The sequence below is a fragment of the Psychrobacter sp. CR212 genome, assembly GCF_059693765.1.
The window spans coordinates 123,725-137,073 of record NZ_JCATIF010000004.1 but is presented as its reverse complement, the minus strand read 5'-3'; the positions used below and the strand labels follow the sequence as shown (position 1 = coordinate 137,073).

12 protein-coding genes are annotated in these 13,349 nt (G+C 42.6%); 8 read left to right on the top strand and 4 right to left on the bottom strand.

Annotation, left to right across the window (positions count from 1 at the left end):
* Positions 1-34: 34 nt before the first annotated feature.
* The 8 genes from infB (at position 35) to pnp (ending at position 9,388) form a co-directional block, all read left to right on the top strand.
* Positions 35-2,770, top strand: coding sequence for a translation initiation factor IF-2 (infB, locus tag AC58CZ_RS09240; RefSeq protein ID WP_494224234.1), 2,736 nt, complete (start codon positions 35-37; stop codon positions 2,768-2,770).
* 202 nt (positions 2,771-2,972) lie between these two features.
* Positions 2,973-3,362: a ribosome-binding factor A gene (locus tag AC58CZ_RS09235; RefSeq protein ID WP_058023606.1), complete on the top strand. Its 390-nt coding sequence runs from the start codon at positions 2,973-2,975 to the stop codon at positions 3,360-3,362.
* 9 nt (positions 3,363-3,371) lie between these two features.
* Positions 3,372-4,472, top strand: coding sequence for a tRNA pseudouridine(55) synthase TruB (truB, locus tag AC58CZ_RS09230; RefSeq protein ID WP_494224235.1), 1,101 nt, complete (start codon positions 3,372-3,374; stop codon positions 4,470-4,472).
* 385 nt (positions 4,473-4,857) lie between these two features.
* Positions 4,858-5,382, top strand: coding sequence for a type 1 glutamine amidotransferase domain-containing protein (locus tag AC58CZ_RS09225; protein WP_025652582.1), 525 nt, complete (start codon positions 4,858-4,860; stop codon positions 5,380-5,382).
* A 74-nt stretch (positions 5,383-5,456) separates the two neighbouring features.
* Positions 5,457-5,618, top strand: coding sequence for a hypothetical protein (locus tag AC58CZ_RS09220; RefSeq protein ID WP_494224236.1), 162 nt, complete (start codon positions 5,457-5,459; stop codon positions 5,616-5,618).
* Between the two features lie 126 nt (positions 5,619-5,744).
* Entirely contained in the window at positions 5,745-5,921 is a 177-nt protein-coding gene (locus tag AC58CZ_RS09215; RefSeq protein ID WP_167337585.1) for a hypothetical protein, read from the top strand.
* 374 nt (positions 5,922-6,295) lie between these two features.
* A complete protein-coding gene (rpsO, locus tag AC58CZ_RS09210; protein ID WP_058023603.1) occupies positions 6,296-6,562 on the top strand; it encodes a 30S ribosomal protein S15 in 267 nt (88 codons plus the stop codon).
* A gap of 729 nt (positions 6,563-7,291) precedes the next feature.
* Positions 7,292-9,388: a polyribonucleotide nucleotidyltransferase gene (gene pnp, locus AC58CZ_RS09205; RefSeq protein ID WP_494224320.1), complete on the top strand. Its 2,097-nt coding sequence runs from the start codon at positions 7,292-7,294 to the stop codon at positions 9,386-9,388.
* 112 nt (positions 9,389-9,500) lie between these two features.
* On the opposite strand, the gene AC58CZ_RS09200 is transcribed toward pnp, so the two are convergent.
* The 4 genes from AC58CZ_RS09200 to AC58CZ_RS09185 all read right to left on the bottom strand — a co-directional run bounded on the left by AC58CZ_RS09200 (position 9,501) and on the right by AC58CZ_RS09185 (position 13,249).
* Positions 9,501-10,064, bottom strand: coding sequence for a hypothetical protein (locus tag AC58CZ_RS09200; protein WP_494224237.1), 564 nt, complete (start codon positions 10,062-10,064; stop codon positions 9,501-9,503).
* Between the two features lie 34 nt (positions 10,065-10,098).
* Positions 10,099-10,647 (bottom strand): hypothetical protein, encoded by a 549-nt coding sequence (locus AC58CZ_RS09195; RefSeq protein WP_494224238.1) that lies wholly within the window; start codon positions 10,645-10,647, stop codon positions 10,099-10,101.
* A 142-nt stretch (positions 10,648-10,789) separates the two neighbouring features.
* Positions 10,790-11,047: a YheV family putative metal-binding protein gene (locus tag AC58CZ_RS09190; RefSeq protein WP_494224239.1), complete on the bottom strand. Its 258-nt coding sequence runs from the start codon at positions 11,045-11,047 to the stop codon at positions 10,790-10,792.
* On the bottom strand, positions 11,048-13,249 hold the full coding sequence (locus tag AC58CZ_RS09185; protein ID WP_494224240.1) for a M3 family metallopeptidase: 2,202 nt from the start codon (positions 13,247-13,249) through the stop codon (positions 11,048-11,050).
* Positions 13,250-13,349 lie beyond the last annotated feature (100 nt).

Genomic DNA, 13,349 nt, shown 5'->3' with positions numbered 1-13,349 from the left:
CATATAGCAAATAATAGACAGTAGGTGATAATAAATGGCAGATAAGACCGTCAAAGAACTGGCAGAAATGGTAGGCAAAACTACAAGTGCTGTAAAGCAGCAACTGGTAGATGCTGGCCTGCCTGCTCGCGCAGAGGATGACCTAGTCACCGAGTTTGAGCAAGAGAAGTTGGTGACGTATTTAAAACAAAGTCATGGTCAAAACGAAAAGCGTCGTATTAGTCTCAAATCTAAGACAACGAGTACCGCTCGTGTGACTGGCTCTTCGGGTAAATCTAAGAGCGTTAATGTTGAAGTACGCAAAAAGAAAGTATTTGAGAAGCCGGATCCAAAGAAAATAGCTGAAGAATTAGCCGCGCGAGAGCAGGCTCTCATTGAATCTCAAGAGCGTGCTGCTAAAGAAGCAGAAGAACGTGCTGCGACCAAGAAAAAAGCAGAAGAGCGCCAAGCGGCAACTTTAGCTGCAATGCGTGCAAGCTTAGGTTCTAGCAAAAAATCAGACGACAAAAACGATGATATCTCCACCTCAGTTGTCGTTAAAAAAGGCGGTAAAGCGAGCAAAGCCACCGTTGAAGTCAAGCCTAAAGAGCAGCCGAAGAAAAAGGTTGCTGCTACTAAGCCTAAAGTGGAAACCGCTGCTGAGCGTAAAGCTCGCGAAACTCGTGAGAAAGAAGAAGCGCGTTTACGTGAAATCGAATTAGAAACTCGCCGTACTCAAGCAGAAGAAGCGCAAAAGCGTACGCTTGAGCAAATGCGTAAAATGGCTGGTAAATATACTGATCGTGAGCCTATTACTGAAGTACGTAAAGATGAACCATTGGCTGAAGGTCTGGTCGGTGATGCATTAGAAGAGTCATTCGAAAAAGAACGTCGCGAAATCAAACGCGGTGCAAACAGCACGGGTGCTCGTGGTCGTCGTCGTAAAAATCAAGATGAGCGTGAAATCAAAAACCGTAAAAACGGTTTGCGTTCAACACAAGCATCACAACATAAGTTTGAAAAACCTGTCGAAAAAATCGTCTATGATGTTGAGATTAGTGAGCAAATTTCAGTTGCTGATCTGGCACAGCGTATGGCAGTCAAGGCTCGTGAAGTCATTAAGTTACTGATGAAAATGGGTGAAATCGCTCGCGAATCAGACACCATCGATCAAGCGACAGCAAGTCTGATCGTTGAAGAGATGGGTCACAACCCTGTCCTTGTCAGTGATACCAAGGTCGAAGACGATCTACAAGATGCTGTCGATGAGCGCAGCAGTAACGTGCAAACCCGTCCACCTGTCGTCACTATCATGGGTCACGTTGACCATGGTAAGACCTCATTGCTCGATAAGATTCGCGAGACCAAAGTAGCGACTGGCGAAGCGGGCGGTATCACTCAGCACATCGGTGCTTATCATGTTAAGACTGACCGCGGTGTGATTACTTTCCTTGACACCCCAGGTCACGCAGCATTTAGTGCCATGCGTTCGCGCGGCGCGCAAGCGACAGATATCGTCGTCTTGGTCGTGGCCGCTGACGACGGTATGATGCCGCAAACAGCAGAAGCCATCGACCATGCGCGCGCTGCTGGTACGCCAATCATTGTTGCTATTAATAAAATGGATAAGCCAAGTGCTGATCCTGACCGTGTTCTCAATGAATTGACAACGAAAGAAGTCATCTCAGAAGAATGGGGCGGCGACACACCAATGGCACGTATTTCAGCCAAGACAGGCGAAGGTATCGACGACTTACTAGAGTTTATTAGCTTGCAAGCTGAGTTAATGGAGTTAGAGGCGCCACTAGACGGTGCTGCACAAGGTGTGGTTATTGAATCAAGACTCGAAAAAGGTCGTGGTCCCGTGGTTAGTGTTCTAGTTAAGAAAGGCACGTTGAAACAAGGCGACTTGGTTCTAGCTGGTGAGCACTACGGTAAAGTACGTGCACTAACGGATGAGAATGGTCAACGTGTTAAATCAGCTGGCCCTTCTATTCCTGTAGAGATTTTAGGTCTACCTGAAACACCTGCGGCTGGTAGTGAATTCTTAGTAGTAACGGACGAGAAGAAAGCCCGTGAAGTTGCGGCCTTTAGAACCAACCGTGAGCGTGAGCGTCAACTTGAGCGTCAAAATGCCATGCGTTTAGAAAGCATGTTCGATCAGATGGGTCAAGGCGATGTGTCATTCTTGAACATTGTATTGAAGACAGACGTACGTGGTTCACTTGAAGCACTACTAGCTGCCCTAAATGAATTGTCTACTGATGAAGTAAAAGTCAGAGTTATCAGTTCAGGTGTTGGTCCTATCTCTGAGTCTGACGTAACACTTGCAGAATCTAGCGAAGCGGTATTGTTAGGCTTTAACGTCCGTGCAGATGCCACCGCACGCCGTAAAGCAGATACAGCTAACATGGATATTCGTTACTATAGTGTCATCTATGGTTTGATTGATGATGTGAAATCTGCAATGAGTGGTATGCTTGCTCCTGAACATCGTGAGAAAATTCTTGGTGTTGCAGAAGTTCGTGAAGTATTCCGCTCTAGTAAGTTTGGTGCGGCTGCTGGTTGTATGGTGGTTGAAGGTACAATCTATCGCAACAAACCTATCCGCGTATTACGTGATGACCAAGTTATCTTTACTGGTCAATTGCAATCATTACGTCGTTATAAAGAAGACGTCAATGAAGTACGTACTGGTATGGAATGTGGTCTGGCCGTTCGTGGCTATGATGTCGAAGCTGGCGATAAGATCGAAGTCTTTGAAATTCAAGAGTTCGCCCGTACTATCTAAAGCCGCTGTTCGATAACAGAGTATGTAGCAATGCAATATGCCAAATGTGCTGAGCATGCTAGATACTCTGTCGATATTCAGCTGTACTTAGGCCTATCAGGTACACCCTGCTAGGCCTTTTTTAGCAAATATCATTACTACATTTTTTAGCAAACAGTTCTATATATTAATAACAATAAGCCCATTAAAGTAAGGTAACAACATGAACCAACGTCTACAACGCTTATCCGATCAGATCCAGCGTGAGCTTGCTGTTCTTATTCGTGATGAAGTCAATGATCCTCGTCTGACAGGTTTTGTCACAATCTCCAGTGTCAAAGTGAGCCCAGATTTAGGCTATGCAGATATCTATGTCACTATCATGGAGCCTGAGCTCAATGATGCCATGACTAAGACCAATCACGAAGAAAGCGTCAAAGTACTGAATAAAGCAGCAGGATTTTTGCGTACTGAGCTGAGCCATAGCCTAAAAACACGTACTACGCCGCGTCTACGCTTTCACTATGATGAAGTGACTGCTCGTGGTAACTACATGATGGACTTGATCAGTAAAGCCGTCACCAAAACTGAGCAAAACGAGAATGACGAGTAAGTTATTATTATGTCTATAGCGTCTAAGCAACCTGATAAGCAACCTGATAAAAAAGCCAGCAAAGCACCTGAAAAAATAAAAGTTTCAGGGGTTATCTTGGTGGACAAACCCAAAGGTATGACTTCACAGCAAGTTGTGTCGAAAGTGAAGTATTTGTTTAAGTCACCGATACACGATAGCAAAAAGGCTGGTCATACTGGTACGCTTGATCCGATGGCAACGGGCTTGTTACCCATTTGCTTGGGTGAGGCGACCAAGTTTAGTCATTATCAACTGGATGCTGACAAGTCTTATCAAGCAACGATTTTACTTGGTAGTCAAACCGATACAGGTGATGCAGACGGTCAAGTGGTGGCACAATCATCTATTCCAACATTTGATGATGTTTCATTGGCTACTATCGCACAGCAATTTCTGGGCCCTCAGCAGCAGATACCACCGATGTATTCAGCATTAAAAAAAGATGGCAAAAAACTGTATGAGTATGCCCGCGCTGGTATTGAAATCGATAGGCCACCGAGAGATATCATTATTAAGGCGATTGAGCTGCATGCGATTGATGATATACAGATTTGTTTGACAGTCACTTGTACCAAAGGGACTTACGTACGCGTATTAGCAGAGGATATTGCGAAAACATTGGGTACGCTTGGACATTTAACGGCATTGCGTCGCACGCAAGTCGGTAATTTTAGTATTGATGATTCTATTGCACTATCGGCTTTAGAAGACAAAGACTTAGATAGCCGACACTCTCAGTTACTGCCTGTCGATGCGTGTATTGATATCGATGCTGAGTTGGTACTGACCGAAGAACAGTGCGCGCGCGTACATATGGGACAGCGCTTAAACGTATCCGATAGCTTGATAGGTAAGCTTAGAGATTATGTTGCAAGCAATGCTGCCCATCAAATATCCCATGCCAGTGAAGCAGAAACCAATATTGCTGGTTCTGATATCGGTACTGAAGACAGCATTGACATCTTGCAGCCTTTACAGCACGAGTTAGCTGTTGATATACGCTTGCTAAATGAGCAAGGAGCATTTCTTGGATTAGGGGCCGTTAGCCTTAATGGTCGATTACAGCCTAAAAAGTTGATTCAGCGCTGATAATAGAGTGATTACTATAGCTAGTCTGTTAACTGTGGCCTATTCAATTTACTAATAGTTTACACTAATCACATACCGTCACATTTTATTGCAGGTTTCACCTATGGTGAAACCTGTTTTTTTTGTACAGTAGATACACCAGCTAGGGAAGACTGGATCAAAAATAAACTGGAAAAATAATATAACAATAAAAAATAAAAATAAAAAGCATGTAGAAAGGACATTCTTTAATAAGAAAAAATATATCAGAGGATGACTATTATTAATGCAAAAATCATTTATCAAATCATAATAAACAACAAAAATTATCGCGCAATAATAAATTCGATTATAAAAACTCGAATGTAAATAAACATAAATAAGTATAGACAGAAAAGGAAATATTATGAAAACGATCGCTTTTTTACTACATAATAATTTTGAGCAAGCAGAATACGAAGACGTTAATAACCAGCTGAAAGACAAAGGTTACAAGACCCTTCTGATTACTACTAATGAAGATAAAGAAGTGCAAGCTATGCAGCAAGATGTAAATAAAGGTGATACCTTTACTGCTGATATCTTCGTAAAAGATGCAAATGTTTCCGATTATGATGCATTGGTATTACCAGGTGGTACGGTCAATGCGGATACCATTCGCGGTAATAAAGAAGCCCATGACATTATCAATGCTATCAATGATGCAGGTAAACCATTAGCTGTGATATGCCACGCTCCTTGGGCACTTATCAACACGGGCATTGCTAAAGGCAAAACACTAACAGCCTATCATACGCTGCAAACCGATCTAGAAAATGCTGGTGCGACGTACGTCGATAAGACTGTACAAGTCGATGGCAATTTAATTACTTCACGTAATCCAGATGATATCAGTAATTTTGTCGATGCTATCGACAAAGCATTGTCTTAAATTTTGCTTCATTTATTGAAAGATGAAAAATTAAAAATTCTCAACTATTTATAATTACAATTAAGGAAAATATTATGTCTAATTCTAACCCAAATGATACTGAACTTGAGCAACAACGTGCTGAATCGGCAACGGCCGCTCTTAAGAGTCAAACTGAAGATAACCATACTGAAAACAGCAAAGCAGCAGCAGACCGCATTGCTAGTAATGTAGAAAATGCTAAAGAAGACAAATAATATCTTTGTGTGTCATTTAATCTAGAATGGTACAACTGCATTTGGCTTTAGCTTAGTAGCAATAATTATCTTAGTATTGGTAACTGTAAAATAGATATGTTGAAAAATAATAATGTAGGAGCTAACATGAGTAACTCAACAGATAATATGGATGCGCAAGAAAAAGAAATTCAGCAATTATCAGAAGACATTGATCCTAGTGAGGATGCTACTCCTGATAGTTTGGCAGAAGTCACCACAGCGTCACCACTTGACGATGACGAGCTAGGTGGCAATGCAACACAAGATGATGTTAACAAATAAGCAAACATTGTCATCTGTTGATAAATTGTCCTCCCATTAATGCCAGATCCGAATTTACAAGTTTTATGAAAAACTGCTGATAGTTCAGCAGTTTTTTGTTATAATTGCCCTCACATTTAAATCAGGTTTTGAATAATGTATGTTGGTTAGATCCACACCTTAACTAGGTGTTGATGTTGACAAATATAATGCATACGTTCAAACGTGTTAAATGGTCGTTATCTTTAACTGAATTTGTCGTACACTAGGTCAACTCTAGTAATGCAGGGTTGTCCTGAATGGCGCGCAAGTTATTTTATTTACTATTCTACTGCTTTTAATCTGACTCAAATTGTAGTCCGTTTTTAAAGTTTTTAGCATTGCCGGAGATATTTATGCTAACTAATACCGATCGTGAACAAATCATCGCTCAATACCAACGTGGCGAAAACGACACTGGCTCCCCAGAAGTTCAAGTAGCTTTGTTGAGCGCTCGTATCAACGATTTGCAGAATCATTTCAAAGAACATAAAGCTGACCATCATAGCCGTCGCGGTCTTATCCGTATGGTTAACACGCGTCGCAAATTGCTTGATTACCTAAAAGGTAAAGATCTTGGACGCTACACCACTCTTATCAGCCAGTTAGGTCTACGTCGCTAATCTAACGACAATAATACGAGTGGGTGGTAAAACAAAGGACGCCATTATATAGCAGAATCTTAAAATTTTTGCTAACCGCTTGGAACTTGTTTGTTGTTATCGATAAAATAGATTTTTCTAAAAACGGTGTGGAATAGTTTCACGCCGTTTTTTTATGCTTATTCATTTTGAAAGCTATGTTTAGATAGCACCATTTGTCTAAATCACATCAAGGTTGACAAACATAAGCGACCAAAAATAGTGATAATGATGCTGATTGGGCGTTAAAATCAGTATTTTCTATCGATAACGGCTCTGTTCTGCAATTAATTGGTCAATGGCTATAAATCACTGTAAAATAATGCCTTGTGAGTTCGAGAGTATATCTACTGAATATATAGCGACTACTGATAAAGTACTTGTCTCTTAGCTTACTGCGTAAATAGCTGATTCTTAAGAGCGTAGACATAGCCTAGACGGTCTTTAGCGCCGAAGTCTTTTGACTTAATGTCTGTTTGATAGTATTTATAGTAAAGCCAAAATTGAACGACCAAATATACATAATAGTACGATGTCTAGCACGAAAAGATATATGAAATAATTAGGTAAAGTTATTGGCATTGATTGAGATGATTTCGAGAAGAAAAGTTGTCAGTTAATGACCATATACACAGAATTTTAATGACAGATATCAGGTTTTTTAAAGCTGATATCACTTTTGTCAGTCAACATTAGGAAGATTATATGACAATGTTTAATACCATTAAGCGTGAATTTCAGTACGGCGACCAGCAGGTCGTTATCGAGACAGGACGTATTGCCCGTCAAGCAAACTCTGTATTAGTACATATGGGTGGCGTGACCGTACTTGTCGCAGCAGTCGTAAAATCAGAAGCCAAAGAAGGTCAAAACTTCTTTCCATTGACCGTAAACTATCAAGAAAAAATGTATGCAGCGGGTAAAATCCCAGGTGCTTACGGCAAACGTGAAGGCCGTGCGAGCGAGTTTGAAACGCTGACCTCTCGCTTAATCGACCGTCCGATTCGTCCGTTATTTCCTGAAGGTTATGTAAACGAGATTCAAATTACTGCCACCGTTGTATCATCAGATAAAACGCAGTCTGCAGACATCGCTGCATTAATCGGTGCTTCAGCCGCATTGGCTATCTCTGATGCGCCATTCAATGGCCCTGTCGCTGCCGCTCGTGTTGGTTTTATTAACGGCGAATACGTACTAAACCCAACGACTGAGCAGCTTGAAACCAGTGATCTAGATTTGGTCGTGGCTGGTACTAAGTCAGCGGTATTGATGGTTGAGTCTGAAGCAGCAGAGCTGTCAGAAGATCAGATGCTAGGTGCGGTATTATACGGTCATCAGCAGCAGCAAATCGTTATCGATAATATCGCGTCAATGGCGGAAGAAATTGGTACTGCTAAGCAGCAGTATTCTTCTCCTGAGCGTGATCAAGCACTGACTAGCAGCATGAAAGAGCAGTTCGGTGAGCAAGTTGCGGATGCATACACGATCACTGATAAGCAAGAGCGCTACACGAAGCTTGATGAGATCAAACAATCAATCATTGATACGCTTGCTGGTGATGCTGAGTCAGAAACGTATGCGGATACTGTATCTGAGCTAAAAGAAATCTACAACGACCTTAAATATCGTACTGTTCGTGACAATATCTTGTCAGGTAAGCCACGCATTGATGGTCGTGATCTTGAGACGGTTCGTGCACTTGACGTACAAGTTGGTGTATTACCATATACACATGGTTCAGCACTGTTTACCCGCGGTGAGACGCAAGCATTGGTGACTACCACACTTGGTAACAGCCGTGACGTCAACATGATTGACTCATTAGGTGGCACGATTCGTGACCATTTCATGCTGCATTACAACTTCCCGCATTTCTCAGTGGGCGAGACAGGCCGCGAAGGTATTCCAAAGCGTCGTGAAATCGGCCATGGTCGCCTTGCACGCCGCGGTGTACAAGCGATGCTGCCAGATAGCGAACGCTTCCCATATGTCATCCGTGTGGTATCAGAAATCACTGAATCAAACGGTTCATCTTCTATGGCGTCTGTTTGCGGTGCAAGCTTGGCGTTGATGGATGCAGGCGTACCATTAAAAGCACCAGTTGCTGGTATCGCGATGGGTCTGGTTAAAGAAGGCGAGCGTTTTGCTGTCTTGTCAGATATCTTAGGTGACGAAGATCATCTAGGCGATATGGACTTTAAAGTAGCCGGTTCTAAAAACGGTATCACTGCACTACAGATGGATATCAAGATTGAAGGTATTACCCCTGACATCATGGAGCAAGCGCTTAAGCAAGCCCATGCTGGTCGTATCCATATCTTGGACGCAATGAACCAAGTATTGCCTGAGAGCCGTACTGAAATCAACGCTCATGCACCAAACTATGCCGTTATCGAAATCAACCCAGACAAAATTCGTGACGTTATCGGTAAAGGCGGCGCAACTATCCGTCAGCTAACCGAAGAGACTGGTGCGGTTATCGATATCGATGACGCTGGTACGATTCGTATCTTTGGTGAAAACAAAGCAGCGACTAAAGCCGCTATCGGTAAAATCGAAGCAATAACTGCTGAAGTTGAAGTTGGCAAAACTTATGAAGGTACGGTTGCTCGTATCGTCGACTTTGGTGCATTTGTGAATGTTTTACCAAACACTGATGGTTTAGTACATATTTCACAAATCGCAGAAGAGCGCGTAGAAAATGTATCTGATTATCTGAAAGAAGGTCAGGTCGTTAAAGTGCTTGTGCAAGACGTTGATAACCGCGGCCGTATCAAACTAACTATGAAAGGTGTTGAGCAGAACTAAGGCTCAGTATTTGATGTAGTTTGATTCATAAAAACCGCCTTGGGATGCTCTTATGAGTGCCCAAGGCGGTTTTTTATGGGCGCAAAAAAATGATGACTGACTAGAGAGCCATTTATAAATCAATGCTTTTGGGCATATGTATATCGATACGCAGTTTTGGTAGGTCTTGTAAATACGTGGTCAATAATGGCAACGTATCAGTCTGCCAATCTAAAGGCAGCGAATTTATACTCCCATTTTTATTAGATATAGGATCGCGTGGATTATCGGAGATAAGCGGACGAGCGAGTAGCGCAACTCTGCGTATCCCTTGGTAGCGTATGAGCGGAATTAATTTCTGCTGTAGGTCGATCAAAGCCGCGATGAGCCAACGCGACCGCGCAGGATGGTATGGGTGGTTTGATACAGCAAGGTTGGCGATATAACTTGGTTGATTGCCGTTACTACTGATGCCAAGACCAGATTGCTCACGTGTGCGCTTATACAGTAAGCAGCTGCCAACACTCAGACTGCCATCACGGCACGCGCTATGATAACGATGATGGTTATCAGGAAACAATGTTTTGGCTCGCGTGAGTACAGGATCTAAAACGACACCAGCATTGTTGACAGGTAAAACAAGCAACTGTGCATTGCTATTTAAAATAGAGGCATGTGTGAGTTGTAAAATCGCCATCGTAAGCCTCTCTATAACCAAATCAAGTATACAGTTATTGAACCATCGCTTTATTAGAGTCGTTTGCTTCTAACTGAGCAATTTGCTGTTCGAGTAGCGCAATTTGTTCTGCCTTCATATCAGTCAATTGCTTATTCATAGCCACTTGTTCAGCTGCTAACTTTTCTTGTTCGGCTAGTCGCTGACGCTCATCTTCTAAACGATCAATCTCTTCTTTCGCCAAGCTGTCATTTTCTGGTAGCGGCGCATCTAATATAGCAGTAGGATTTGGTATCGCAGTACTGTCATTATTGGCTGCACCAGAGTTTTCATCCATGAGCACACCGCCGTTAATCACAGAGTTATCTGATACTTCTGAAGTGCTGTCTGTGACTGATTCTGTCTGCGTTTGCTCAGTTACTGGTGCTGAAGTAGCGTTATCTATAGGGAGTATGGGCTGAGTGCCAGACCTTCCTACAATAAGGTAGACAATGACGATAAGTAGCAATACTGAGATAAGTATTGCCAAAATTTTCTGACGTGATTTAGTCTGTTTTTTCTTAGAAGCGTGGATTGATGAAGGCCGGATGTCGTCTGGTTTCATATTGTGATCGATTCAAGTCAAGAATATAAGTAGCCATACTATAGCAAACTCAAAATAAAAAGCCTATCTATTGATAGATAGGCTTAATAGACCATTAAATAATAAAAGATTCAATCTGTTTTTCAGTATGAAAACTAGATAACTAAGGCTTGAATTTTACAGTGCCGCTAGTGCCAGTTATCATCGCATCACGAGCCATTTGATCTTCTAAATGGTTCTTTGCACTGATGGCATCAGGATCGGGACGGTGCTCTGTATGTCCACATTGAGTACATTTAATATACTCATCTGGGGCAGGGGTGACGATATTGACTTGCACCACAGCATCCATTTCCTGACATTTCGGGCAACGTACCCCTGCTAAAAATCGGCGCTTGGGACTAGATGACTGGTAACGCATTTAAATGACCTCGCGAGTCGTTTGAGTGTTTGCCGCATCAATTTTTTTAGCATCAGTGAAACCATTATGACGTAGCAAGGCGTCGATACTGGCGCTACGACCACGGAAGTTTTCAAAATTGGTTTTCGCTGGGAAACTGCCGCCAACAGATAAGATAGATTCACGGAACGCTTTGCCTGTCGCTGGGTTGAAAATACCGTCTTCTTCAAACTTGCTAAACGCATCAGCTGATAGCAGTTCCGCCCATTTATACGAGTAATAACCTGCAGCATAACCACCCGCGAAAATATGACTGAAACCATTAGCAAAACGGTTATAGTCAGGCGTTTGCATAACGGAGATATCATGACGAACAGTATCGAGCGTTTCTAAAATGCCATCGTAACTCAGTGCTGGCGTATGAGCATGAATGAGTAAATCAAATAGAGCAAACTCAATCTGACGCAGCGTTTGCATGCCGCTTTGGAAATTTTTGACTGCCAGTAGTGCATCAAGTTTGTCTTTAGGTAATGGCTCACCAGTCTCAACGTGGCTGCTGATAAGGGCGATACCTTCAGCGTCCCAAGCCCAGTTTTCCATAAACTGACTAGGAAGCTCGACCGCATCCCATTCAACGCCATTGACACCAGCGACATCGCTGACCGTTACTTGAGTCAATAGATGATGTAAGCCATGACCAAACTCGTGGAATAAGGTTAATACTTCATCATGGGTCAATAGACTAGGTTTGCCATCAAGTGCTGGCGTGAAATTACCAACCATAAAGCAGACAGGCAGTTGCTGATGGTTTTGTTCTTCATAGCTATAGCGAGATTGGAAACCACTCATCCATGCACCGCCACGCTTACCGCTACGCGCAAATAAGTCAAAGTAGAAGCCACCAAGCAAGCGATCATCAGCGTCGAATAATTGATAAAAGCTTACATCGTCATGCCAGCGAGACACTGAGTCACTTTCTGCATTTTTATGGCTTTGCTCTTGTACTTTAATACCGTATAGACGCTCAACAATAGTGAACAAGCCATTAATCACTTTGGGTAATGGGAAATATGGACGAATCTCCTCTTGCGATAAGCTGAACTCACTTTGTTTTACCTTTTCTGCGATATAGGCGCTATCCCAAGGTTGCAATTCATCAATGCCATAATCCTGCGCACACCTCTGTAACTGTGCTAAATCTTTCTGCGCGGCTGGGGTCGCTTGGGCCGCCAAGTCACGTAAGAATGTCTCTACTTCCAAGACACTGTCTGCCATCTTAGTCGATAGGGATACTTCAGCATAATTATCAAAGCCTAATAACTTGGCCTTTTGCTCACGTAAGGTGAGAATTTGGCTCATGATATCGGCATTGTTTAGTGACTCACCTTTAGCATTGGTATGCGTATCAAATTCAGAGGCGCGCGTGACATAAGCGTGATACAGCGTTTCCCGTAAGCTGCGGTCATCAGCGTGGGTCATAATTGCCAGATATACAGGAATGTTCAAGCTTGCGACATAATAAGGCATCGGAAGCGCATCTATATCAGTTTGACTCAGGGTGCCATTAGCAAGCTCACGAGCCTTGTACTGTTCACCTGCATCTGCCAATAGCGCCAAACCGCTCTCTGTTAAACCTTTTAGCTGATTTGGTTGTAGAGGCAATGCAAAGGCTTGGGTTGCATCCAAGATATGATCTGAGAATGTCGCAGATAAGGTAGATAGCTCACTTTGAATAGCAGCAAATTTATCTTGCTCAGTCTTAGGTAATGCCACCCCTGATAACTCAAAGCTACGCAATGCCAGTTTGATTGCACGTGCACGAGCAGGCTCTAATGTAGCAAAGAAATCTGTGTCATTGACAATAGCTTGATAGCGATTAAACAAAGGCTGATGCTGCCCCACTCGCGTACCGTAAGCAGATAGTTTTGGTAGCAGCTCATGGTGAACATGACGAATCTCATCGTTACTCATTACGCCATTGAGATGAGATAAGATTCCCCAGCTACGATCTAGCGCTAGATTGATATGATCAAACTGCATCACATCTGCCAGTGCTTGCTCAGCGCTTAATTTTGCAATGCCAGTACTATTGTCAGCCACCGCCGTCAAGTTATCTAAGAAACTATTGGCATCGTCGATAGCATTGATGACTTGGGTTTGTAATGTACTTGGCGCAGCATTGGTAAAATCAACAAGGCGCAAATCTGAAGAAGGAAGAGACATAAAGGTATCCGATATTAATGATTATTATTAAAGAAACATTGGGCAAACATAGCTTTTAAATCGCGCTTGATACGAGCTAACTTTGCGATGTACTACGATT